Annotated in this window: 22 protein-coding genes; 20 read left to right on the forward strand and 2 right to left on the reverse strand. The window is 66.3% G+C overall.

From position 1 onward, the window contains the following. Positions 1-96: 96 nt before the first annotated feature. From B3547_RS12005 to B3547_RS12070, 15 genes are all read left to right on the forward strand, one after another. Positions 97-900 carry an IclR family transcriptional regulator domain-containing protein gene (locus tag B3547_RS12005; RefSeq protein WP_292963410.1) on the forward strand — a complete coding sequence of 268 codons (804 nt, stop codon included), beginning with the start codon at positions 97-99 and terminating at the stop codon, positions 898-900. Between the two features lie 86 nt (positions 901-986). Further along, a complete protein-coding gene (locus tag B3547_RS12010) occupies positions 987-2000 on the forward strand; it encodes a zinc-dependent alcohol dehydrogenase family protein (protein ID WP_292963412.1) in 1014 nt (337 codons plus the stop codon). Positions 2001-2116: 116 nt separating this feature from the next. Then, a complete protein-coding gene (locus B3547_RS12015) occupies positions 2117-2659 on the forward strand; it encodes a VOC family protein (RefSeq protein ID WP_125955486.1) in 543 nt (180 codons plus the stop codon). A 128-nt stretch (positions 2660-2787) separates the two neighbouring features. Continuing rightward, positions 2788-4065, forward strand: a complete 1278-nt coding sequence (locus B3547_RS12020; protein ID WP_292963415.1) for an MFS transporter — start codon at positions 2788-2790, stop codon at positions 4063-4065. A 12-nt stretch (positions 4066-4077) separates the two neighbouring features. Then, positions 4078-5010 (forward strand): helix-turn-helix domain-containing protein, encoded by a 933-nt coding sequence (locus B3547_RS12025; protein ID WP_125955488.1) that lies wholly within the window; start codon positions 4078-4080, stop codon positions 5008-5010. 150 nt (positions 5011-5160) lie between these two features. Further along, positions 5161-6180 carry a TonB-dependent receptor plug domain-containing protein gene (locus tag B3547_RS21990; protein WP_349676488.1) on the forward strand — a complete coding sequence of 340 codons (1020 nt, stop codon included), beginning with the start codon at positions 5161-5163 and terminating at the stop codon, positions 6178-6180. Next, positions 6170-7630, forward strand: coding sequence for a TonB-dependent receptor (locus tag B3547_RS21995; protein ID WP_349676490.1), 1461 nt, complete (start codon positions 6170-6172; stop codon positions 7628-7630). Before B3547_RS21990 ends, B3547_RS21995 begins: the two co-directional genes overlap by 11 nt. A 27-nt stretch (positions 7631-7657) precedes the next feature. Beyond that, positions 7658-8227, forward strand: a complete 570-nt coding sequence (locus B3547_RS12035; RefSeq protein WP_292963419.1) for a 2,4'-dihydroxyacetophenone dioxygenase family protein — start codon at positions 7658-7660, stop codon at positions 8225-8227. A gap of 15 nt (positions 8228-8242) precedes the next feature. Next, positions 8243-8779 (forward strand): 2,4'-dihydroxyacetophenone dioxygenase family protein, encoded by a 537-nt coding sequence (locus B3547_RS12040; RefSeq protein ID WP_125955490.1) that lies wholly within the window; start codon positions 8243-8245, stop codon positions 8777-8779. Between the two features lie 14 nt (positions 8780-8793). Continuing rightward, entirely contained in the window at positions 8794-9327 is a 534-nt protein-coding gene (locus B3547_RS12045; RefSeq protein WP_124807408.1) for a 2,4'-dihydroxyacetophenone dioxygenase family protein, read from the forward strand. Between the two features lie 131 nt (positions 9328-9458). Beyond that, on the forward strand, positions 9459-10529 hold the full coding sequence (locus tag B3547_RS12050; RefSeq protein WP_292963424.1) for an aromatic ring-hydroxylating dioxygenase subunit alpha: 1071 nt from the start codon (positions 9459-9461) through the stop codon (positions 10527-10529). Between the two features lie 28 nt (positions 10530-10557). After that, positions 10558-11397, forward strand: a complete 840-nt coding sequence (locus tag B3547_RS12055; protein ID WP_292963427.1) for an SDR family NAD(P)-dependent oxidoreductase — start codon at positions 10558-10560, stop codon at positions 11395-11397. Beyond that, positions 11394-12296 (forward strand): MBL fold metallo-hydrolase, encoded by a 903-nt coding sequence (locus B3547_RS12060; RefSeq protein WP_124807405.1) that lies wholly within the window; start codon positions 11394-11396, stop codon positions 12294-12296. Before B3547_RS12055 ends, B3547_RS12060 begins: the two co-directional genes overlap by 4 nt. Then, positions 12284-13048, forward strand: a complete 765-nt coding sequence (locus tag B3547_RS12065; RefSeq protein WP_292963432.1) for an SDR family NAD(P)-dependent oxidoreductase — start codon at positions 12284-12286, stop codon at positions 13046-13048. Before B3547_RS12060 ends, B3547_RS12065 begins: the two co-directional genes overlap by 13 nt. A gap of 15 nt (positions 13049-13063) precedes the next feature. Next, positions 13064-14071, forward strand: coding sequence for an alcohol dehydrogenase catalytic domain-containing protein (locus tag B3547_RS12070; RefSeq protein WP_292963434.1), 1008 nt, complete (start codon positions 13064-13066; stop codon positions 14069-14071). An 8-nt stretch (positions 14072-14079) separates the two neighbouring features. On the opposite strand, the gene B3547_RS12075 is transcribed toward B3547_RS12070, so the two are convergent. After that, complete coding sequence (locus B3547_RS12075) at positions 14080-15378, reverse strand: sensor histidine kinase (protein WP_124807402.1); 1299 nt, start codon at positions 15376-15378, stop codon at positions 14080-14082. Between the two features lie 10 nt (positions 15379-15388). Next, positions 15389-16138, reverse strand: a complete 750-nt coding sequence (locus tag B3547_RS12080) for a response regulator (RefSeq protein WP_223806400.1) — start codon at positions 16136-16138, stop codon at positions 15389-15391. A 256-nt stretch (positions 16139-16394) separates the two neighbouring features. Here B3547_RS12080 and B3547_RS12085 point away from each other — a divergent pair, with 256 nt between their 5' ends. From B3547_RS12085 to B3547_RS12105, 5 genes are all read left to right on the forward strand, one after another. Further along, positions 16395-18032, forward strand: a complete 1638-nt coding sequence (locus B3547_RS12085; protein ID WP_292963437.1) for an alpha-amylase family glycosyl hydrolase — start codon at positions 16395-16397, stop codon at positions 18030-18032. Between the two features lie 107 nt (positions 18033-18139). Continuing rightward, complete coding sequence (gene zwf, locus B3547_RS12090) at positions 18140-19579, forward strand: glucose-6-phosphate dehydrogenase (RefSeq protein ID WP_124807400.1); 1440 nt, start codon at positions 18140-18142, stop codon at positions 19577-19579. Further along, positions 19572-20198, forward strand: coding sequence for a 6-phosphogluconolactonase (locus B3547_RS12095; protein WP_292963439.1), 627 nt, complete (start codon positions 19572-19574; stop codon positions 20196-20198). Before zwf ends, B3547_RS12095 begins: the two co-directional genes overlap by 8 nt. Then, on the forward strand, positions 20198-22018 hold the full coding sequence (edd, locus tag B3547_RS12100; RefSeq protein ID WP_292963562.1) for a phosphogluconate dehydratase: 1821 nt from the start codon (positions 20198-20200) through the stop codon (positions 22016-22018). Before B3547_RS12095 ends, edd begins: the two co-directional genes overlap by 1 nt. A gap of 22 nt (positions 22019-22040) precedes the next feature. After that, positions 22041-23009 carry a glucokinase gene (locus B3547_RS12105; protein WP_292963440.1) on the forward strand — a complete coding sequence of 323 codons (969 nt, stop codon included), beginning with the start codon at positions 22041-22043 and terminating at the stop codon, positions 23007-23009. Positions 23010-23044: the final 35 nt, after the last annotated feature.

Here is a 23044-nt window from a genome sequence, read left to right on the forward strand (position 1 = left end):
GCCCCCAGGGGCGTGTCTCCCGCCTTAAAGCTGCGACAGCGCGATTGACTTTGCACGATGGTTTGGCGACTTTGCGTTGCATAAGGTGAAACGGGGATGATGCTGGAACGGAAGGTCAAGACCGTCCGCGCGCTTGAACGCGGGCTGGACGTGCTGCTCGAAGTGCAGGCGCGCAAAGCGGCCAGCCTGCACGAATTGCACCAGGCGCTTGGCTTGCCCAAGGCCACCTTGCTGCGCATGCTGATGACGCTGGGCCGTAAGGGACTGATCTGGCAGCGCCTTGCCGATGGCGCCTATCTGCCGCACGCCTATGCCTCGACGGCGGCCCCGGTCGCTTCGGCGGAGCGCATCGCCGAAGTCGCCTCGCAGCACATGAAGGCGCTCAGCACGCGGATCGCCTGGCCTTCGGTCCTGGCCGTGCCGCGGCTCGATCACATGGAGATCATCGAGACCAACGGGCCGCTGTTCCGACTCGATTCGGCGGTGCTGGGGCCGGTGGGGGTAAAGCTGTCCTATATCCACACCGCGACGGGCCGGGCCTATCTGGCGGCGTGCGGCGAGGCCGAGCGCGAGGCGATCATCGCGCGGCTTCGACCGAAGGAAACGAGCGAGGGAACCGAGGAAGACTTGCGCCAGATCCTGCAGCAGACGCGCCAACGCGGCCACGCCTCGCGCGAGCCGCTGCATCCGTGGCCCGACCGGTCGCGGCAACTGGTGCTGCGCGATGGCCGCCGGTCCATGGCCGTGCCGATCATCGTCGAAGGCACGCCTGTCGCGGCGATCAACGTGACGTGGCCCGCGCGGCGGGGAGCGGATGAGGTGGTAATCGCACGCAATCTCGAAGCGTTGCGCCGGACCGCACGGATCATCGGGCTCGAGATCGAAGGGAAGGACAAATAAGTTTCGTACAGTGAAATCCGTTTGCGTTGCTGATTAATTACGCCAGCCGCTTCGGCGAGACTGCTTGGCGGGAGAGGAAAGGCACGATGCGGCAGTGGGTGATCGAAAAGGGGTCTTCTTCGCTCGACGGGCTGAAGCTCGTTGAGGCGGAAAAGCCCGTCCCCGGGCCGGGTGAAGTGCTGGTTCGGGTCAGGGCCTGTTCGCTGAACTATCGCGACCAGATCATCCCGCTGGGACTGTACATGGGCGGAGCGGTCGATCGCGACACGGTTCCCCTGTCCGATGGCGCGGGCGAGGTCGAGGCGGTGGGTGCCGGCGTGACGAGCGTTCGCGTCGGCGATCGCGTGGCCGGCACGTTTTTCCAGAACTGGGCCGATGGCCCGCCCAATCCGCAGGCAGGCCCGGCGCTTGGCGCTCCGCCGGCAACGGGCATGTTGCAGGACTATGTGGTCCTGTCCGAACGGGGCGTGGTGCCGCTGGCGCAAAGCCTGGGCTTCGAGGAGGCGGCCTGCCTGCCCTGCGCCGGTGTGACCGCGTGGAACGCGCTGATGGAAGGGCCGCGTCCGGTGCAGGCCGGTGAAAGCGTGCTGGTGTTGGGCACCGGCGGCGTATCGCTGCTGGCGCTCCAGATCGCCAAGGCAGCCGGCGCGCGCGTGATCGCCACCTCGTCCTCCGACGAGAAGCTGGATCGGGTCCGCGCGCTGGGTGCGACCGAAGGGATCAATTACCGCGCGGTGCCCGCGTGGGGCGCGGAAGCCGCGCGGCTGGCGGGTGGCGGTGTCAATCACGTCGTCGAGGTCGGTGGCGCGGGCACGCTGGCGCAGAGCATACAGGCAGTGGGTTTCGCGGGCGAGATAGCGCTGATCGGCGTGCTGACGCGCGAAGGCGATACCAGTCCGCACGCGCTGATGTTCAAGGGCGCCACGCTGCGCGGAATTTTCGTGGGATCGCGCGGCATGGCGCAACGGCTCAACGCCTTTGTCGACAAGCACGCGATCAAGCCGGTGATCGACCGGACGTTCCCGATCGAACAGGCGCGCGATGCCTGGAACTATCAGGGATCGGCCAGCCTGTTCGGCAAGGTCGTGATTACGCTCTGAACGGGCGCTGACGCTGCGGACCACCGCCGGGAAAGACGGTGGCCGCGACAGGGACGAGGGACGGGTGTTCCGCCGGTAATCCGGTGGAATCGCCCGTGCATGAAGGAAGCATGGGCATGACGAAACTAGGGTTCGGGCAGCCATTCGGCGGGATCATGCAGACGGCGTTCGTCGTCGCGGACATCCGCGCGTCGATCGATCATTTCATACGCGATTGCGGGGCTGGCCCGTTCTTCCTGCTCGACCATTTTCTGGCGCCGGACCAGTTCTACCGGGGCGAGCCCTCGCGCGCCGATGTCACCATAGCGATGGGCTTTGCCGGGCATATGCAGATCGAACTGATCCAGCCGCTCGACGATCATCCCTCGGTCTATCGCGAGACGATCGAGGAGCGGGGCTATGGCTTCCATCATTTTGGTATCGCCTGCGCCGATGTGGACGCGGAGCTGCCGGGATACCTCGAACGCGCCTATCGCCTGGCCTTCCGTGCCGCCGTGCCCACCGGGGGCGCTGTCGCCTATCTGGAAGGCGGAGACGCGGCCGCGCCGGGGTTTCTCGAGCTGATCCCGGCAACGCCGGGCATGGACGAGCATTTCACGCGGTTCTGGAAAGCCTCTTTGGACTGGGACGGCGCCGATCCGGTGCGCCCGTTCCTCTGAGGATGCCGGGCATGAACTTGCGCGCTGATCCTGATGGTCTGCGCGCCAATGCAAGAGAGGAGAGGGCACGCGGCCTAACAGGAAAGGGAAATTGGCGTGATTGCCGGATAAGAGAACGGGAGAACAGCATGCGCGACGGCCAGATGAACGATGCCGGGAAGGCGGCCGCTGGAACGGTGGCTGGAGGGGGATACCAGGTCTGGGTCACCGCGCTGCTCAGCCTGAATTTCGGCATCCTGTTTTTCGACCGCAACGCGCTCAACTTCCTGATGCCGTTCGTGCAGCCGGACCTGCACCTGTCGAACACGCAGGTCGGCATGTTCAGCTCGGCGCTCTCGCTCACCTGGGCGCTTTCGGGCCTCGCGGTCGGCCGCATTTCCGACCGGCTCGGTTCGCGCAAGCCGGTGGTCGTGGTCGCGACGCTGGCGTTCTGCCTGTGCTCGTTCGTTTCGGGCATGGCGTCCTCGTTCATGATGCTGCTGGGTGCGCGCCTGCTGATGGGCGCGGCCGAAGGCGGGGTGATGCCGGTCAGCCATTCGATGATCGTCAGCGAAGTGGCGCCCGAACGGCGAGGGCTGGCGATGGGCGTGGCGCAGAACCTTGGTTCCAACCTGCTGGGATCGGGCCTCGCGCCGATCCTGCTCGTCCCCGTGGCGATGGCGGTGGGCTGGCGCGGCGGGTTCTATCTCGCCGCCGCGCCCGGCCTGATCACCGCCGCGCTGATCTGGTTCACGCTGCGCGAACCGCCGGCGCCCGCGGACGATGGCGATCATCCCCGCGTCACGCTGCGCGAGGCTTTCGCGCACCGCAACGTGGTGCTGTGCGCAGTGATCTCGGTGCTGCTGGTCTCCTACCTTGTCGTGTGCTGGACGTTCATGCCGCTGTTCCTGACCAAGCATCGCGGGTTCGCGCCCGAGACGATGAGCTGGCTGATGGCCACGCTGGGCATTTCCGCCGGGATCGGCAGCTTCGTGGTGCCGGCGATTTCCGATGCCATCGGCCGCCGCCCGGTAATGATCTTCTTCGCCTTTCTGGGCGTGATCCTGCCTTTGGGTGGACTGTATTACAACGGATCGCCCTGGGTCCTGGCCGCGATCTTCTTCTTCGGGTGGGGGCTGAACGGCCTGTTCCCGATGTTCATGGCGACGATCCCTTCGGAATCGGTCGACCCGCGCCTTACCGCCACGCTGACCGGCGTGGTCATGGGCACGGGCGAGGTTCTGGGCGGCGTGCTGAGCCCTTTCCTGGCCGGCACGCTGGCCGACGGGTGGGGCCTTTCGGCGCCACTGTGGCTGATGCTTGTCCTGACCATCCTTGCGGGCCTGTGCGCGCTGGGGCTGGTCGAATCCGCGCCGCGCATCGTCGCGCGGCGCAGCGGCGCCGTCGGTGCGGCGGCTTTGACCTGAACGGAGGGGGCGATGGGGGCAATCGAGAAGTTCGCGACAACGGGCATCGCACCCACGCAGCGGTTGCGGTACTGGAACGATCTTGTCGACCGGATCTACACGGGCACGTTCGTCAACACCCCCGGCGAGGAGTTCCGGGGGGAGATGTGGAGCTGGAACGTTGGCGATCTCGCCATGATCCGCCCGCGTTCGACCCAGTCCTTCGTCGGCCGGCGCGGTACCGACAGCGCCGAGGAGCGGGTGATCCTGCACCTGCAATGCCGGGGCAAGAGCCGCCACATGCAGGACGGCGGGGAAAGTCTTCTCCAGCCCGGCGATTTCGTACTGGGGTCGGCACACCGCCCCTATTCGATCGAACTGACCGGGCACGAGTTGCTGGTGGTGGAATTTCCCCGCGCGCCGCTGGTCGAGCGCTTTCCGGGGCTAGACGATCTGATGCGGCAAAGGTTGCATGGTGGCACCCCCGGGGGACGCGTGTTCCACGATTTCCTGCTGTCGCTGTGGCAGCTTGGCGATCAGAGCCAGCAGGACCCGGAATGGGAGCGCGGCGTCACCTCGGTGTTCTATGATCTGTTCGCTCTCGCGATGCGGGGGGCTAAGCGGCCGGCCGAGGATCGCGCCAACGATCACGTGCTGCGGGAGCGCGTGCTGTCGGTCGTGGAAGCCAGCCTGGGCGACCCGGCGCTGCGCACGGTGATGCTGGCGCAAGTCTGCAACACTTCGGTCCGCACGATCCAGAATCTGTTCGCGGGGATGGGCACCACGCCCACCGCCTACATTCTCGAACGCCGTCTGCGCCGCGCCGCGGACCGGCTGGTCTCCACGCCGGATGCCAGCATTACGGACATCGCCTTCGAGCTGGGGTTCAACGACAGCGCCTATTTCGCGCGCTGCTTCCGCCAGCACTTCGGCGTCGCGCCGCGCGATTGGAGGGCAGCGCGCTGAGACGTGCGTGAAGGATTTGCGTTTCCGTCCTGATCGCCCTGCGCACCAGTGCAAGCAGGCGAAAGAGGGAGGGGTTACAGAACACTGCCAACAGTGTCCGCGTGTTGCGCGGTAGCACCAGATAACGGACTTTTGGGAGAGGAGAAGAGCATGAAACTCGCACCGGTTTCACTTGCCGTGCTCGCCACGGCGCTGGCCACACCGGCCATGGCTGCGGACGAACAGGAATCCAGCGGCGGCATCGAGCAGATCGTCGTCACCGCGCAGAAGCGCGCGGAAAACGTGCAGGACGTGCCGATCGCGATCAGTGCGTTCACGGCGGGCGCCTTGCAGGAGCGCGCGGTGACCAGCGTCGCCTCACTATCGAACATCGCCCCGAACGTGACGCTCGATGCGGGCACGCCGTTCTCGGGGTCGAGCCAGGTCCTGGCCGCCTATATCCGCGGCATCGGCGCCAACGACTTTGCGTTCAACATCGATCCGGGCGTGGGCATCTACCTAGACGGCGTCTATCTCGCCCGCTCGGTCGGCGCGAACCAGGACCTGCCCGATGTTGACCGTGTCGAAGTGCTGAAAGGTCCGCAGGGCACGCTGTTCGGCCGCAACACGATCGGTGGCGCGATTTCCATCGTCACGCACGATCCGGGCGATCAGTTCCGCTTCGTGGGCAGCGTCACCACCGGCAGCTATAGCCTGATCAACGTCAAGGGTACGGTGGATGTGCCGATCGCCGAAGGCCTTGCCTCCTCGCTGAGCTTCGCGGTCAACCGCCGCGGCGGCTACCTGCACCGCATGCCCTATCCGGGTGCGTCGTCGTATGCGTTTGATCCGATCACCTCGCTGAAAGCCGCCGGCTACAACAACAGCGGCTACGGCACCGAGGGTGGCGACAATACCTACAACCTGCGCGGCAAGATCAAGTACACCAACGGGGCCTTCCGCGCGACGGTGACCGGNNGCGGTGTTCGCCGGCACCTACAACTGCGCCATCGCGGGCAACCCGACGGTGACGGTGGGCGGCGCGACCGGCCCGTGCGATTCCTTTATCGGCGGCCCGCCCTCGATCGCCTACACCGCGCGGCGCGGTGGCCTGAACAGCCTGTTCGACCTGCCGGCGCTGTTCGGCGTCAACACCGATGCCAATCCGGACAACAACCGCCTGCCGTATGACAACCGGTTCGTCACCAACAACATCGATACCAGCTATGCCAACGGCAACAACTTCAACAAGCTGAAGCAGGGCGGCGCGGCGGTGACGCTGGAGTACGACCTGTCGGACAACGCCACGCTGAAGTCGATCACCGCCTACCGCGAGCTGCACTGGAAGGTCGGCATGGACCTCGACAGTTCGCCGCTGAACTTCCTGCACACCAGCTTCTCGATGAACCAGAAGCAGTTCAGCCAGGAATTGCAGCTGACCGGCACGGCGATGGACAAGAAGCTGAAGTATGTGCTGGGCGGGTACTACTTCAAGGAATCGGGCGACCTGCACGATTACGTGACGTTTGCCGAGGGCCTGCTGCAGGTGGACGGGCCGAACAACCTGGCGACCCGCAACTACGCCTTCTACGGCCAGTTGGACTACATGCTGACCGAGCAGCTCTCGATCACGCTGGGCGGCCGCTACACCCACGAGAACAAGGACTTCGAAGGCTTCCAGTCGGACGCCAACGGGTTGAACTACAAGCTGGCACAGGCGTTCGGCGATCCGAACTGCGCTTCGCTCAATCCGATCAGCAACCAGTGCCGCATCGACAACAGCTTCCCCAATCCGGGGCAGCCGCTGCGCTATTACGTGGCCGGCGTGCAGCACAAGACGTTCAGCAACTTCTCGCCCAAGGTCGGCATCCAGTACCATGCCACCGACGACGTGATGCTCTACGGCTCGTGGTCGCGCGGCTACAAGACCGGCGGCTGGACGACGCGCCTGTCGAACCCGCTGCCCTATGCGCCGGGCTTCGGGCCGGAAAAGGCCGAAACCTGGGAAATCGGCGTGAAGTCGGAGTTGCTTGACCGCCATCTCCAGATCAACGCCGCCGCCTTCCTGACCAATTACAAGGGCATCCAGCTCAATTTCCAGCAGGGCGTTTCGCCGACCATCCAGAACGCCGGCGATGCGCGCATCAAGGGCTTTGAAATCGAGATGACGGCGGCGCCGGGCGGCGGGTTCACGCTGACGGGATCGGTCGGTTATACCGATGCCTATTACACCAGCGTCCTGGCCGGCGCGCAGGTGGCGCCTTCGGCGCTGCAGGCGGGCGTGATCCCGGGCGCCACGCTGCCCAAGACGCCCAAGTGGAAGGTCAACATCAGCCCGCGCTACGAAGCGGACCTCGGCGATCACGGCAAGCTCGTGTTCCTGGGCGACGTGACCTACACCAGCGCGGTCAAGAACGACACCGAAGGCACCTATCTGCTGATGCGGCCCGGCAACGCGCTGGTCAACGCCAGCGCCACTTACAAGGCGCCTTCGGGCAATTGGGACCTGACCGTCGGCGGCACCAACCTGACCAGCAAGCGCCTGCTCATCACCGGCCAGGCCCAGCTTGCCGGCGGGCAGATCTACGGCACCTACAACCGCCCGGCCGAATGGTACGCCCGGCTTGGCGTGAAGTTCTGACGTTCTGACACTTGCGCGAGCGGCGGGATGCCTGCCGCTCGCGCCTACCCCAACGAGGATACCATGCCCGAATCCCCGCATTCCGAATTCTGGAAGGACATCAAGCCGGTCGCCAAGGTCTTTCGCGAAGGCGGGCTTCCCGAAGTTTACATGCCGAAGATCGCCGAAGGCGACGAACGGTACTGGGTGCCGATCAGCGAGACCGTGTTCTCCAAGCCGGTATGGATCAGCCCGGCCAAGAACATGTGGGCCGACGTGCTGATGTCGAAGCAGGCGGGCCTCGTGAACCGGCACTATCACCCGCACCCGATCTGGGCCTACACGATCAGCGGCAAGTGGGCCTATCTTGAGCACGAATGGACCGCGACGGCGGGCGATTTCATCTACGAGACGCCCGGCGAGAGCCATACGCTGGTGTGCTATGACCATCCCGATCCGATGAAAGTGTTCTTCGTCGTGTCCGGCCCGCTGATGTGGCTGGACGAGGAAGGCAACACCACAGGGCATTACGACGTGTTCGACTACATGGCCGCCGCGCGTGCGCACTATGCCTCGAATGGCATCGGCGCGGACTACGTCGATACCCTGATCCGCTAAGGTGAGGACTTTCCCATGACCGTGATGACTGCGCCGCCGTCCACCAAGGCCGAAATAGTCGACGTTCCGTTCGCCCACCGCGAACTGGTCCAGCGGCTCAGCCCCGGCGGCCGCTATATCGACGCGCAGACCGATGTCGACAGCCCCTGGGTGCCGTTCGGCGACAACGCGGCGATCAAGCACCTGGCGTTCGATGTGCGCCAGAACCTGTTCTCCAACATCCTGTGGGTGAAGGGGCCGGGCGTGATCGGCACGCATTTTCACCGCGGCACGATCACCATGGTCTGCCTGGAAGGCAGCGTCCGCTATCTCGAATACGACTGGGTGGCGACGCCCGGCGGGTTGATCCTGGAAACGCCGGGGGAAAGCCACACGCTGGTCAGCGACCATCCGGAAGGGTGCAAGCTGTTCGGCTGGATGCAGGGGCCTATCGAGTTCTACGACGACAAGGGCGTGTTCGTGGATACCACGGACGTCTGGTGGTTCATCAACCACTACGAGACCCATTGCCGCGAGCACGGCCTTGCCATCAACCCCAAGCTCTATCTCTGAAGGACAAGACCGTCATGGGTACGATGAAGGCCCCGCCGTCGGGCGCATACAAGATCGTTCAGGTTCCGGAGCTTTATGGTGACCTGATCCGCGCCAAAGGCGTCGAAGGCACTTATGTCGGCGCTTCCGAGGCGGAAAGCCCGTGGGTGCCGTTCGGCGACAACGCCGCGATTCGCCATCTGGCGTTCGACGTGCGCGAGAACATCTACGTCAACATCCTGTGGATCAAGGGGCCGGGCGTGATCGGCACGCACAAGCACCGTGGCCGCGTCTGGGCGGTGGGACTGGAAGGATCGTTCCGCTATCTGGAATATGACTGGGTGTGCCGCCCGGGCGAGTTCATCACCGAAACGCCGGGCACCGCGCACACGCTCGTCACCGACGACCCCAACGGCATGAAGGCGCTGTTCCACATGCAGGGCGCCAACGAGTTCTTCGACGAGAACGGCAACCACGTGGAAACGCTCGACGTGTGGTGGTTCATGAACCACTACGAAAGCTATTGCCGGGAGAACAACATCCCGATCAACCCGCAGTTGTATCTCTAGGGCGCGCGCAGTGCCCAACCCGCTGCGACTAGCCGCCCCTAAGGGCTGGCAAGTCTCGCTCCCCTCCCGCAAGCGGGAGGGGTTGGGGGTGGGCTTTCCGACGCTGCGATATCGTGTGTGAGCAACGAGTCATGAGGGGAGAGGGCCGACCGGTCCCGAGGCTTTCGGAAACCCCACGCGGAACCTACCTGCGCAATTGCTGGTATGTCGCCGCCTGGGCTTCCGATCTGGACGCTGCGCCGATGGCGCGGGTCTTTCTCGAGGAACCGGTCGCCCTTTTTCGCGACGAAACCGGCAAGGCCCGTGCCGTCGGCGGGCGCTGCCCGCACCGTTTCGCGCCGCTGGGCAATGGCACGGTTGTCGATGGCACGCTGATGTGCCCCTATCACGGGCTGCGTTTTGATGGGGCGGGCCGCTGCGTGCACAACCCGCACCCCGGCGGGCAACTCCCCGAAAGCCGGCTGCCGGTCTATCCGCTGGAAGAACGCCACGGGCTGCTGTGGATTTGGATGGGCGATCCGGCGAAGGCGGATGCCGCACGCATTCCCGATTTCGCGTGGCTGGCCGATCCGCGCTGGGAAGCGGTGCGCGGCGCGACCGTGGCCGAAGGGCACTACGAGCTTTATAGCGACAACATCCTCGATCTCAGCCACGCCAACTTCGTCCATCCCGCGCTGGTCGCGAGCGCCTTCACCGAAGGCGAGCGGCGGTTCTGGCAGGACGGCGAAACCGTTCACGCCGAATATGTGCGGCTGGACGATTACCTGTCCGAAGGCATCGGCGGGATGCTCGGGCGGATCGGCCGCAAGCAGGATTTCTATGGCGAGGTGGTGTGGCACGCGCCCGCCGTGCTCTATTTCGATTTCCGCGCTGGCGATCCGGGGACTCCGCGCGAGAGCTGCACGCTGCTGCCCTCGGTCCACGCCTTCACGCCGGAAACACCCGATACCACCCATTACTTCTGGGCGACGGCACGGGATTTCGCTCTGGGAAACGCAGAGTTCGCAGCGGGCATGCGCGCGGCGCTGGAATATGCTTTCGAACACGAGGACATGCCGATCATCCGCGACAGCCACCGGCTGATGCGCCGCCACGATTTCTGGGATCTGCGCCCGCTGATCCTGAATGGCGACGGCGGCGGAGTACGGGCGCGGCGGATGCTGCAACGGCTGATCGAGCGGGAAAGACAGGCCGAAGCCTGAACGGCGCGGCGGGAGAAGGAAGAGCCACATGGCGACACTGGATTGCTTCGACATCAAGGGCAGAAGCGCGCTGGTTACCGGCGCGGCTTCGGGGATAGGCCTTGCCTATGCCGAGGCCATGGCCGAAGCCGGCGCGGCAGTTACGCTGGCGGACATCGACGCCGAGGGCGCCGAACGCGAGGCCGCACGCCTGCGCGAAGCCGGGTACGAGGCACGCGCCGACGTCTGCGACGTTTCCCGCTCCGATGCCGTGGCCGCCGCGTTCGATGCGCACGACAAGGCCTATGGTGGCCTCGATATCTGCTTTGCCAACGCCGGGATCGATGCCGGCGCCGGCTTCTGGAACCCGGCGGGCCATCGCAACCCGGACGGCCAGGTCGATACCTACGATCCGGCGCGCTGGGACAAGTCGATCGCCGTCAATCTTTCCGGCGTGTTCTACACGGTCAGCAATGCCGTGCGGATCATGAAGAAGGAAGGGCGCGCCAACGGCCGCACCGGCGGTTCGATCATCACCACCGCGTCGAACGCAGGCCTGGTCACCGAACCGATCGTGGGCCTGCCCTACATGCCGGCCAAGGCGGGCGTGCTGCACATGGTGCGCGCGCTGGGGCTGGAACTCGCCGAGTTCCGCATCCGCATCAACGCGATCGCGCCGGGGCCGTTCGTCACCAACATCGGCGGCGGCTGGCTCAAGAAGGACCCGGTGGCGCGGCAGGCGTGGGACGCGATCGTTCCTCTGGGCAAGCTGGCCGAAACCGACCAGATCAAGCCGCTGGCGCTGCTGCTCGCTTCCGACGCCTCGGACTACATGACCGGAAGCCACGTCGTCATCGATGGCGGGATGATGCTGGGGAAATACAAATGATCCGCAAGACCCTGCTCGCGGCTCTTGCCGCCATCGCCCTGCCTTGCGCGCCAGCGCAGGCCCAGACGCAAGCTCCGCAGAAGCCGTTGACGGTGGAAGTGCTGCGCACCAGCGGCGGATCGCTCTATGCCAACATCGCCCTGATCGAAGGCGAGCGGGATGCGGTGCTGGTGGACGCGCCGTTCACTCTGGCCGACGCGCACCGCGTCGTCGCGATGGTGCTCGACAGCGGCAAGCACCTGACCACGCTCTACGTCACGCACGATCATCCCGATCACTTCTTCGCCATGGAAGTCATCAAGGATGCCTTTCCCGACGTGAAGATCGTGGCGCATCCCACGGTGACGGCCGACATCTGGAAATCGCTTCCGTTCAAGGTCAAGCGCTGGACTCCCGTGCTGGGCGCGAATGCCCCGCGCCATCCCACCGCGCCCGCGCCGCTCGATGGCGATACGATCATGCTGGAGGGCCGGGAGCTGAAGGTGATCGGACCGATGGCCGGCGATCACGTCCATGCCACCGCGCTGTGGGTGCCATCGATCAAGGCGCTGTTCCCCGGCGATCTGGTCTATAACCAGATGTACCTGTGGTTCGGCGAGCATGATGCCGCCGCCATCGCCGCCTGGGGCCGGTCGATCGATCAACTCGCCGCGCTGAAGCCCGACATGGTGGTGCCCGGCCATAGCAAGCCGGGCCTGCCCAACGATACCAGCGGGCTGGACTTCAGCCGGCGCTATATCGCCGACTGGCCGAAGCTGGTCGCCGCCAGCAAGGACAGCGCCGATCTGCGCGCGCGGGTGCAGAAGGCCTATCCGGATGCAGTCGACGTTCTGGGCGATTTCCTGCTGGGGAACTCGTCGAAAGTGGCCAAGGGGGAGCAGCCGGCATGGCAGGAGTGAACGGAACCTATGCCGGCAAGGCGGTGCTCATTACCGGCGGCGCGACGGGCATAGGCCGCGCCACGGCGCTGGCCTTCGCGCGTGAAGGCGCGCGGGTGATGATCGGCGACAAGGACGACCGCGCGGGCGAAACGGTGGCGCTGATCGCGCAGGCGGGTGGCGAAGGCGCGTTCGTACCGACCGACGTGACCGATGCCGCCGCCGTCGAAGCCTTGGTGGCGGCCTGCGTCGAACGCTTCGGCCGGATGGACGCGGCGTTCAACAACGCGGGCGTGCTACCGCCGCAGCGCCCGTTGCACGAGGTGCCGCCCGAGGAGATGGCGTTGGCCGTCGATGTCGATTTCAAGGGCGTGTGGTACGCGCTGCAATCGGAAATCCGACATTTCCTGAAAGTGGGTGGCGGCGCGATCGTCAACACCGCTTCCGTCGGCGGGCTGATCGCCGATCCCAACATGGCGGCCTATGTCGCGATGAAGCACGCGGTCGTGGGGCTGACCAAGGCGGCGGCGATCGATTACGCCCGCTCCAACATCCGCATCAACGCGATCGCACCGGGCTTCGTCGTCACCCCGATGACCCAGCACTGGGCCGACAGCGCCGAATTCCGCGCGGCGTTCTTCGCGGGCAACGTCAGCGGCCGCGCCGCGCAGCCGGAGGAGATCGCGGGCACCGTGCTGCATCTCTGTTCGGACGCCGCCACCTTCATCAACGGCGCGACGTTCGTGATCGATGGCGGCCAGACCGCGCATTAGGAAGGAAGCAGGACGATGCGCGCAGCCGTGATGCAGGGCCTTCACCGGCCTCTGGCGATCGAGACCGTGCCCGATCCCGTACCGGGCGCGGGCGAGGTCGTCGTGCGCGTGGGCCGTTGCGGCATCTGCGGCTCGGACCTGCACATGACCGAAGACCCCGCCTATGGCATGGGCGCGGGATCGGTGCTGGGGCACGAATTCGCCGGTGAAGTGGTGGCGCTGGGGAAGGGCGTGGAAGGGCTGGGCATGGGCGATCTCGTCTCGGTCGTTCCGCTTCGCAGTTGCGGCCAATGCCCCTCGTGCTGCTCGGGCGAAGTCGCCTGGTGCGATCAGTTCGGCCTGCAGGGCGGCGGCTATGCCGAATATGCGCTGACCCGGCCCAACCAGTGCGTGCGCCTGCCGAAGACGGCCAGCCTGGCTGATGGCGCGATCATCGAACCGCTGGCCGTGGCGCTGCACGGCCTGGCCATGAGCGGGATGCGTATTGGCGACCGGGTGCTCATCCTCGGCGCCGGGCCGATCGGCCTTGCCGTCGCGTTCTGGGCGCGCCGCCATGGCGCGGGGCGCGTGGTGGTGCAGGATCTCGCAACGTGGCAGCGCGATCGCGCGCTGGCGATGGGCGCGCACGATTTTGTGGTCGATCCCGCCGATCCGATCGGCAGCGCCGAACGCGCGCTGGGTGGCAAGGCCGACGTGGTGTTCGAATGCGTCGGCGTGCCGGGCCTGATCGCGCAGGCGGTGGATCAGGTGCGCAACCGGGGCACGATCCTGCTGCTGGGCCTGTGTACCCGGCCCGATACCTTCAACAGCTTCGCCATGCTGTCCAAGGAAGTGCGCCTCGTGACATCGGCCTTCTTCACCCGGCAGGAATACGAGGCGGCGCTGGACGCGCTCGATAGCGGTGCGGCCGAACCGCGCCTGCTGGTGACCGAAACCATCGCGCTCGATGCCACGCCCCAGGTGTTCGAGACGCTGCGCAAGCGCACGCACCAGTGCAAGGTGCTGATTGACCCCACCGCCTGAAGCCGGGGTCAGCCGCGCGGCAGGGTCAGCACGAATTCCGCCCCGCCGCCCGCGCGGTTCGCCGCGGTCAGCGTGCCGCCATGCGCTTTCGCCACGTCGCGCGCGGTGGCAAGGCCAAGCCCGGTGCCGGCGGTTTCGCGGCTTCGTGACCCTTCCACGCGGAAGAACGGCTCGAACAGGCTTTCGGCAAGCTCGGGTGGAAAACCCGGTCCGCGGTCCGCCATGCGTGCGACGATCCCGTGCGCATTCCCCTCCAGCGTCAGTTCGCCGCCGCCGGCATAGCGCAGCGCATTGACCGCCAGATTGGCGATCAGCCGGTGCAGCGTCATCGGATCCCCGTTGACGGTGCAGTCTTCCTCCGGCGCACGGAACGCCAGCCGGCCTTCTTCCTGATCGATCGTCGCGATTGCATTCGCGCACAGCGCCTTCATGTCCACCGCGCGTTTGCGGCTGCCCGCCGTTCCACGCGCATAGTCGATGATGCTGCCGATCATGTCGGCCAGTTCCGTAAGGTCCCGCTCGGCACCGTTGCGCGCCTCGGGCGGCAGCTGATGCAAGCGGAATTCCAGGCGCGAGACCGGTGCGGCCATATCGTGCGCGATAGCCGCCAGCATCTGCGTGCGGTTTTCCACTAGCCCGGCCAGACGATCACGCATAGCGGCCACGGCCTGCGCCAGTTGCGCGACTTCGGGTGGCCCGCCGCTAGTGATGGTGATGCCATCGTGTTCGTTGACGACGCGGTCCGCTTCCGCACCGAGGCGGCGCAACGGTTGGACGATGCTGCGCGCGAGGCGGAACGACACGCCCGCCAGCAGCACGGCCAGCGCCAGCGTCATCGCCAGCGTCGCCCAGTGCCATCCGGTAATGAACGGCCGCCGGGTATAGCGCGCGATCGACCATGTGCCGTCCGCGCGGCGTATGCCGAGCGAGAAGGTTTCGCGGATCGCCAGCGGCGCTTCCAGTGGATGGCGCTGGATCATCGCGCCCGGCTCCACCGAAAGCTGCACGCACCCGTCGCAATCGGGCAGGAGATCGTCGATCCGCGCGGCGGCGGCCGGCACGGGCACTTCGCCCGGCTGTGGCAGGAACTGCGCGCTGCCGCGTTCGATCCGGGTGGTCGAGGCAAGGCGCGACAAGGGCCGGTCCTTCGCGAGAACCGGCAGCAGCTCCTCGATCGGCATCGGGCGCGGATAGGGCGGCGGCCCGGAGAAGGTGACGATGAAATTGCCAAGCGTCGCCAGCAGCAGAGCCGCCAGCATGACAACGCCCAGCCGGGTCGTCAGGCTGGCGCTTTTCCAGCCCGCCATCAACGTCTCATCAGTTGCGGGCGGCGAACAGATAGCCTTCGCCGCGGATGGTGCGGATCAGGCTATCGCCATCGTGCCGCATCAGCTTGGCGCGAAGGCGCGAAACCGCGACGTCTATCGCGCGATCGAAAGCCTCGCCTTCATCACCATAGAGCGCGGTGAGCAGTTCCTCGCGGCTGATGACCCGACCGGCGCGCACGGCCAGCGCATGCAGCAGCTTGAACTCCCCGCTGGTCAGTTCGACTTCTGCGCCGGCCGCATCGCGCACGGTGTAGTACTGCGCATCAAGCGTCCATCCGGCAAAGCGCGTGATGGCGCTGCCATCGGCGGGAACGCTGGTGCCGCGCCGGCGCAGCACCGCACGCAGCCGCGCCAGCAGTTCGCGCGGGTTGACCGGCTTGGCGAGGTAGTCGTCCGCCCCCAGTTCGAGCCCCACGATCCGGTCGATGTCGGCCGCCATCGCCGACAACATCAGCACTGAAGGCGCGCCGGGGCGATCCGCCAGGTCGCGCAGGATCGAAAGGCCGTCCTCGCCCGGCATCATCAGGTCGAGCACGACTGCATCGACCTTGCCCGCAGCAAGGGTCGTGCGCAGTTGTTGCCCGTTCGCCGCCAGCGTGACGGCCAGCCCCTGCTTTTCCAGGTAGTCACCGATCAACGCGCGCAGATCGGCGTCGTCGTCCAGGATGACGACATGCGCTTCGGCGCGGGGCTGGACGGGGGCGGATGTGGGAAAGGATGTCATAGGGAGCAGTTCCATGGTGGCTCCTTGTTTCAGGGTGCGAACCCGATAGTGGACGTTGCAGCGCAGCACGCGCCGGACGATCCGTTCATGGCCGACACCCCTAAAACGGGGCGGGATCGCAAACCCTTCGCGGATATTCGATAAAACTGTCGCGTCAGCGCTCGATCGGGATCGCGCATACGAATTGTCGGGCGGCATCGCGGTTTGTGTGCATTGCGGGATGACCGTGATCGGGTATGTTCCGTTTCGCCAACCTGTCGAAATGAGGCCCATGACCGCAAGCCGTGACGCCAGCCTGTCCGCTCCAGTCACCGCGCCGTGGTGGCGCGGGGCGGTGATCTACCAGATCTATCCCCGCAGCTTCGCCGATGCCGATGGTGATGGGGTGGGCGATCTTGCCGGGATTACCGCGCGGCTCGATCACGTGGCGAAGCTCGGGGTAGACGGCATCTGGATATCGCCGTTCTTCACCTCGCCGATGCGCGATTTCGGCTATGACGTGGCGGATTATTGCGATGTCGATCCGATCTTCGGCACGCTCGCCGATTTCGATGCGCTGGTGGCCCGCGCGCACGAACTGGGGCTGAAAGTCACCATCGATCAGGTCTATGCCCATACCTCGGACCTGCATCCATGGTTCACGCAGAGCCGGCAGGGCCGCGACGGTGACAAGGCGGACTGGTATGTCTGGCGCGATCCGAAGCCCGATGGCACGCCGCCCAACAACTGGCAGTCAGTGTTCGGTGGTCCGGCGTGGACGTGGGACGCGCGGCGGCGGCAATATTACATGCATACCTTCCTGCGCGAACAGCCGCAGCTCAACGCCCACAGCCCGGTGGTGCAGGACGCGCTGCTGGAGGCCGCGAAGTTCTGGCTGGATCGCGGGGTCGATGGTTTCCGGCTCGATGCGCTCAACCATTCGATGTTCGACCCGCAATTGCGTGATAACCCGCCGGTGGCGGACGACGGGCGTATCCGCACGCGGCCGTTCGATTTCCAGGAAAAGGTGTTCAGCCAGTCGCACCCCGATGTCGCGCTGTTCGTGGAGCGTATCCGCAAGCTGTGCGACCGTTACGACGCGATCTTTACCGTGGCCGAGGTGGGCGGCGCCCGCGCCGAGATCGAGATGAAGGAATACACCGCCGGCGCGCACCGCCTGAACAGCGCCTATGGCTTCGATTTCCTCTATGCCGAAAGCCTGACGCCCGCGCTGATCCGCGATACCCTGGCGAAGTGGACCGGCGCGCCGGGCGAGGGCTGGCCAAGCTGGGCCTTCGAGAACCACGATGCGCCGCGCGCGGTCTCCCGCTGGTGCGCGCCGGAGGAGCGCGCCGCCTTCGCGCCGCTCAAGAAGATGCTGTTGCTGGCCCTGCGCGGCAACGTGATCCTCTATCAGGGCGAGGAGCTGGGGCTGGTGCAGGACGATATTCCGTTCGAGCTGCTGCAGGACCCGGAAGCCATCGCCAACTGGCCGCTGACGCTCTCGCGCGATGGCGTGCGCACGCCGATGCCGTGGCGGGCGGACGCGCCGAACGGCGGCTTCACCACCGGCACGCCGTGGCTGCCGATGGGCGCGGAGAACCTTTCGCGCGCGGTCGATGTGCAGGAGGCTGAGCCCACCTCGTTGCTTCACTGGACGCGCAGTTTGCTGGCCTTGCGGCGCGCCACGCCCGCGCTGCGCCTCGGTTCGTTCGAGGTGATCCATGCGGATGCGGACGTGCTGGCCTTCGTGCGCAGGCACGAGGGACAGGCGGTGGCCGGCCTGTTCAATCTTTCGTCGCGCCCGGTCGCCTTGCCCGAAGGGCTGGCGATCGCCGGACAGGTGCTCGCCAGCGTTAACGGCGCCAGTCTGGAGGGAGCGGGCGACCTGCCGGGCTACGGCGGATTGCTGGTCGCGCTTCCGGGATAGGCCACCGATCGCATACTTATGCGTTGTGCAAGTTTGGAATGACCGGGCTAACGGGGTCCTCGAGGGCATGGCCCCGGTCCGGACGAAACCATAAGGAGAAGCATCCGATGGCTGAGGCAAGCTGTTCCGCCCTGCTGTTGTTCGGGGCCACCGGCGATCTTTCGCGCCGGATGCTGCTGCCCTCGCTCTATGCGCTGCACGAGGACGGGCTGATCGAGCCGGGCCTGCGCATCGTCGGCACCGCCCGGTCGGAGCATGATGACGCCGATTTTCGCGATTTCGCGAAGGCCGCGCTCGACGAGTTCCTGCCCGCCGACCGCAAGGACGAAACCAAGCTGGCGAGCTTTCTGGAACGGCTGGAATACCAGACGCTCGACGCGTCCGACATCGCCGGCTTTGCCGGGCTGGCGGAGAAGTTGGGCGATACCTCGTGCGGCCTCTCGATCTTTCTCTCGACCGCCCCGGCGCTGTTCGAACCGACCATTGCCGGGTTGAAAAGCGCAGGGTTGGCGCACGAAGGGGTGCGCATCGGCCTGGAAAAGCCGCTGGGCAACGATCTGGCATCCAGCAACCGCATCAACGATGCCGTCGCCGCCGCCTTTGCCGAAAACCAGATATTCCGCATCGATCACTACCTCGGCAAGGAAACCGTCCAGAACCTGATGGCGCTGCGCTTCGCCAACATGATGTTCGAGCCGCTGTGGAACAGCGCAGGGATCGATCACATCCAGATCACCGTCAGCGAAACGGTGGGGCTGGAAGGGCGCAAGGGGTTCTACGACGATACCGGCGCCCTGCGCGACATGGTGCAGAACCACATGCTCCAGTTGCTGGCGCTGACCGCGATGGAACCGCCCGTCGATTTCGACGCGACTGCGATCCGCGACGAAAAGGTCAAGGTGCTGCGCGCGCTGCGCCCGGTGAAGGCCGACGAGATGGTGCGCGGCCAGTATCGCGCCGGCGCGGTGAAGGGCGAAAGCGTCAAGGGGTACGAGGACGATCTGGGCCAACCTTCGGAAACCGAGACGTTCGTGGCGATCAAGGCGCATGTCGAAAACTGGCGCTGGCAGGGCGTGCCGTTCTATCTGCGCACCGGCAAGCGGCTGGGCGAACGGCGCTCGGAAATCGTCGTCGAGTTCAAGCAGGTGCCGCACAACATCTTCGGCAGCCGGTTGCGCGCCAACCGGCTCGTCATCCGCCTTCAGCCCGAGGAATACGTGCGGCTGCAGGTCATGGCCAAGGAACCGGGGCTGGATCGTGGCGGCATCGTGCTGCGCGAGGTCAATCTCGACCTCTCGCTGACCACCGCTTTTGCCAAGGCCCGCCGCCGCATCGCTTACGAACGCCTGCTGCTCGATCTGATCGAAGGCCAGCAGACGCTGTTCGTGCGGCGTGACGAGGTGGAGGCGCAGTGGCGCTGGGTCGATGGCATCCGCAAGGTCTGGGCAACGGAAAGCATGGAAGTGAAAGGCTATTCCGCCGGAAGCTGGGGGCCGAACGCGGCGATCGCGCTGACCGAACGCGACGGGCGAAGCTGGAATGACTGACCCGCGCCCCGCCGAGGTGCGCTGGGCAGAGCCCGGCGATGCGGCCGCCGTGGCCGATCGCATCGCGGCGGAACTGGCGAAGCCAGGGCCGAAGCGGATCGCGGTGCCGGGCGGCTCCACGCCGGTGAAGGTGTTCGCGCTGCTGGCCGACCGCGCGCTGGACTGGTCGGAGGTCATGCTTTGCCTCACCGACGATCGGCAGGTGCCCGACGACCATCCGGCGTCGAACTACGGCAAGCTCGTTGCCGCGCTGGGCGATAGCGGCGTGACCGTGGAGCGGTTGGTCGAAGGCGCTGCTGTCGCGCCGTTCGATCTGGTCTGGCTGGGCATGGGCGAGGATGGCCATGTCGCCTCGCTGTTCCCGCACATGCACGCGCTGGTCCGGCCCGGCCCGGCGGTGATCGCCACCACGCCGGTGCCGCTGCCGTCCGAAGCGCCGTTTCCACGCCTCACGCTCAACCGCCGCGCGCTCAAGGCCACGGCCGAGATCATCCTGGTCATCACCGGCGCGGCGAAGAAGCAGCTCGTCGAACGGGTGCTGGGCGGGGCGGACACTTATCCCGTTTCCGATTTCCTGCGCGGCTTCGGCCCGCCGGTCACGATCTACTGGAGCGCATGATGACCCTGAACCCGATCGTCGCCAAGGTCACCGACCGTATCATCGAGCGTTCGCGCGACAGCCGCCGCCGCTATCTCGACCTGATCGACCGCGCGCGCGAACAGGGAGTCAACCGCCCTATCCTGTCGTGCGGCAATCTTGCCCACGGCTTCGCGGCGAGCGGCGACGACAAGGCCACCATCCGCACTGGCAAGGCGATGAACATCGGCATCGTCACCGCCTATAACGACATGCTTTCGGCGCATCAGCCCTATGGCCGCTATCCCGAACAGATCAAGCTGTTCGCGCGCGAGGTAGGCGCGACGGCGCAAGTAGCGGGCGGCGTGCCGGCCATGTGCGACGGGGTGACGCAGGGGCAGGATTCGATGGAGCTGTCGCTGTTCAGCCGCGATACCATTGCCCTGTCCACGTCCGTCGCGCTCAGCCACGGCATGTTCGAATCCGCGCTGCTGCTGGGCATCTGCGACAAGATCGTGCCGGGCCTGCTGATCGGCGCGCTCCGCTTCGGGCATCTGCCGATGATGCTGGTGCCTTCGGGGCCGATGCCGACGGGCCTTGCCAACAAGGAGAAGGTGCGCATCCGCCAGCTCTATGCCGAAGGCAAGGTAGGGCGCGAGGAACTGCTGGAAAGCGAAAGCGCCAGCTACCACGGCGCGGGCACCTGCACGTTCTATGGCACCGCCAATTCCAACCAGATGATGATGGAGATGATGGGGCTGCACATGCCCGGCTCCAGCTTCGTCCTGCCGGGCACCAAGCTGCGTCAGGAACTGACCCGCGCCGCCGTTCACCGCATCGCCGGGATCGGCTGGAACGGCGACGACTATCGCCCGCTGGGCCACTGCGTCGATGAAAAGGCGATCGTCAACGCCATCGTCGGCCTGCTGGCGACGGGAGGTTCGACCAACCACGTCATCCACCTGCCCGCCATCGCCCGCGCGGCCGGCGTGCAGATCGACTGGAACGACATGGACGAACTCTCGCGCGTGGTGCCGCTGATCGCCAGCGTCTATCCCAACGGCGCGGGTGACGTGAACTACTTCCACGCCGCCGGCGGCATGCCCTACGTGATCCGTGAACTAGTGGAATCGGGCCTGGCCCATGCCGACATCCGCACCGTCTATGGCCAGTCACTGGCCGAAGGCGCGCAGGAACCGGTGATGGACGGCGAAACGCTGCGCTGGACCCCCGCGCCAAAGGCGAGCGCGGACGAATCCATGCTCCGCCCCGTGGCCACCCCGTTCCAGCCCGAAGGCGGCTTGCGCCTGCTCGAAGGCAATCTGGGGCGCGGCACAATCAAGGTCAGCGCGGTCGATCCGGCCCGCTGGACGATCGAGGCGCCGGTCCGCGTGTTCGATGACCAGAACCAGGTGATCGCCGCATTCAAGGCGGGCGAACTGGAACGCGACGTGGTCGTGGTCGTCCGCTTCCAGGGGCCGGCCGCCAACGGGATGCCCGAACTGCACAAGCTCACGCCCCCGCTCGGCGTATTGCAGGATCGTGGCTTCAAGGTGGCGCTGGTCACCGACGGGCGCATGTCGGGCGCGTCGGGCAAGGTGCCGGCGGCGATCCACGTTTCGCCCGAAGCCAAGCTTGGCGGCCCGCTGGCCAGGTTGCGCGATGGCGATGTGGTGCGCGTCTGCGCGGACAGCGGCGAACTCGTCGCGCTCGTCGATCCTGCCGAATGGGCTGCGCGCGATGAAGCGATTGCGCCGGCCGAGGCGGTTGGCGTAGGACGCGAACTCTTCGCCCTTATGCGCCACCACACCGACCCGGCCGAACGCGGCGGTTCGGCGATGCTCTCGGCCGCAGGGCTCTGAAACGCACAAGCCGGGGATGGGGATGCAACTGGTCGCGGTCGATATCGGCGGAACGCACGCGCGCTTTGCCCTTGCCGAAGTGGAGCAGGGCCGCGTCGTCTCGCTGGGCGAGGCAGTAACGCTGAAGACGGCCGAACACGGCAGCTTCCAGCTTGCCTGGGAGGAGTTCGGCCGCACGCTTGGCACGCCCTTGCCGAAGGCGGCGGCGATCGCGGTGGCCGGCCCGGTCGGCGGAGAGATCATCCGCTTCACCAACAATCCTTGGATCATCCGCCCGGCGCTGATTCCCGAGAAGCTGGGCGCGGACGACTATGTGGTGGTCAATGATTTCGCTGCCGTGGCCCATGCGGTGGCACAGGCCGCGCCCGAACATTTCGTCCACCTGACCGGACCGGATACCCCCCTGCCCGAAGAGGGGGTGATCAGCGTGGTCGGCCCCGGCACCGGGCTGGGCGTGGCGCAATTGTGGCGTTATGGCGGCACCTATCGCGTGCAGCCGACCGAGGGCGGCCATATCGATTTCGCGCCGCTCGACGGGATCGAGGACGCCATCCTCGCCCGCCTGCGCAAGCGCCACCGCCGCGTGTCGGCGGAACGCGTGGTCGCCGGCCCCGGCATCGTCGACATCTACGAAACGCTGGCCGCGATCGAGGGCAAGCCGTTTACCCCGCGCACCGACAAGGAGCTGTGGATGCTGGGCATGGCGGGCGAGGACAGCCTGGCGGCGGCAGCGGTCGATCGTTTCTGCCTGTCGCTGGGCAGCGTGGCGGGCGATCTGGCGCTGGCGCACGGTTCGGCGGCGCTGGTGATGGCTGGCGGACTGGGGCTGCGCATCAAGGACGTGTTGCTGACCTCCGGCTTCGCCGAACGCTTCCGCGCCAAGGGGCGTTTCGAAGGGATCATGGCCGCGATGCCGGTGCGGCTTATCACCCATCCGCAGCCCGGCCTGTTCGGCGCGGCGGCCGCTTTCGCGCAGGCACACACGCGCTGAACGGGCTTGCAAAGCGCGCGCCGCTCGCATAGCCC

Origin of the sequence: Novosphingobium sp. UBA1939 (assembly GCF_002336885.1) — a bacterium.
Classification (GTDB): domain Bacteria; phylum Pseudomonadota; class Alphaproteobacteria; order Sphingomonadales; family Sphingomonadaceae; genus Novosphingobium.

What these genes read in the sequence shown, in the direction of transcription:
- B3547_RS12005 (WP_292963410.1), top strand. Translation starts at nt 97, where the DNA reads ATGATGCTGGAACGGAAGGTCAAGACCGTCCGCGCGCTTGAACGCGGG.
- B3547_RS12010 (WP_292963412.1), top strand. Translation starts at nt 987, where the DNA reads ATGCGGCAGTGGGTGATCGAAAAGGGGTCTTCTTCGCTCGACGGGCTG.
- B3547_RS12015 (WP_125955486.1), top strand. Translation starts at nt 2,117, where the DNA reads ATGACGAAACTAGGGTTCGGGCAGCCATTCGGCGGGATCATGCAGACG.
- B3547_RS12020 (WP_292963415.1), top strand. Translation starts at nt 2,788, where the DNA reads ATGCGCGACGGCCAGATGAACGATGCCGGGAAGGCGGCCGCTGGAACG.
- B3547_RS12025 (WP_125955488.1), top strand. Translation starts at nt 4,078, where the DNA reads ATGGGGGCAATCGAGAAGTTCGCGACAACGGGCATCGCACCCACGCAG.
- B3547_RS12035 (WP_292963419.1), top strand. Translation starts at nt 7,658, where the DNA reads ATGCCTGCCGCTCGCGCCTACCCCAACGAGGATACCATGCCCGAATCC.
- B3547_RS12040 (WP_125955490.1), top strand. Translation starts at nt 8,243, where the DNA reads ATGACCGTGATGACTGCGCCGCCGTCCACCAAGGCCGAAATAGTCGAC.
- B3547_RS12045 (WP_124807408.1), top strand. Translation starts at nt 8,794, where the DNA reads ATGGGTACGATGAAGGCCCCGCCGTCGGGCGCATACAAGATCGTTCAG.
- B3547_RS12050 (WP_292963424.1), top strand. Translation starts at nt 9,459, where the DNA reads ATGAGGGGAGAGGGCCGACCGGTCCCGAGGCTTTCGGAAACCCCACGC.
- B3547_RS12055 (WP_292963427.1), top strand. Translation starts at nt 10,558, where the DNA reads ATGGCGACACTGGATTGCTTCGACATCAAGGGCAGAAGCGCGCTGGTT.
- B3547_RS12060 (WP_124807405.1), top strand. Translation starts at nt 11,394, where the DNA reads ATGATCCGCAAGACCCTGCTCGCGGCTCTTGCCGCCATCGCCCTGCCT.
- B3547_RS12065 (WP_292963432.1), top strand. Translation starts at nt 12,284, where the DNA reads ATGGCAGGAGTGAACGGAACCTATGCCGGCAAGGCGGTGCTCATTACC.
- B3547_RS12070 (WP_292963434.1), top strand. Translation starts at nt 13,064, where the DNA reads ATGCGCGCAGCCGTGATGCAGGGCCTTCACCGGCCTCTGGCGATCGAG.
- B3547_RS12075 (WP_124807402.1), bottom strand. Translation starts at nt 15,378, where the DNA reads ATGGCGGGCTGGAAAAGCGCCAGCCTGACGACCCGGCTGGGCGTTGTC.
- B3547_RS12080 (WP_223806400.1), bottom strand. Translation starts at nt 16,138, where the DNA reads ATGGAACTGCTCCCTATGACATCCTTTCCCACATCCGCCCCCGTCCAG.
- B3547_RS12085 (WP_292963437.1), top strand. Translation starts at nt 16,395, where the DNA reads ATGACCGCAAGCCGTGACGCCAGCCTGTCCGCTCCAGTCACCGCGCCG.
- zwf (WP_124807400.1), top strand. Translation starts at nt 18,140, where the DNA reads ATGGCTGAGGCAAGCTGTTCCGCCCTGCTGTTGTTCGGGGCCACCGGC.
- B3547_RS12095 (WP_292963439.1), top strand. Translation starts at nt 19,572, where the DNA reads ATGACTGACCCGCGCCCCGCCGAGGTGCGCTGGGCAGAGCCCGGCGAT.
- edd (WP_292963562.1), top strand. Translation starts at nt 20,198, where the DNA reads ATGACCCTGAACCCGATCGTCGCCAAGGTCACCGACCGTATCATCGAG.
- B3547_RS12105 (WP_292963440.1), top strand. Translation starts at nt 22,041, where the DNA reads ATGCAACTGGTCGCGGTCGATATCGGCGGAACGCACGCGCGCTTTGCC.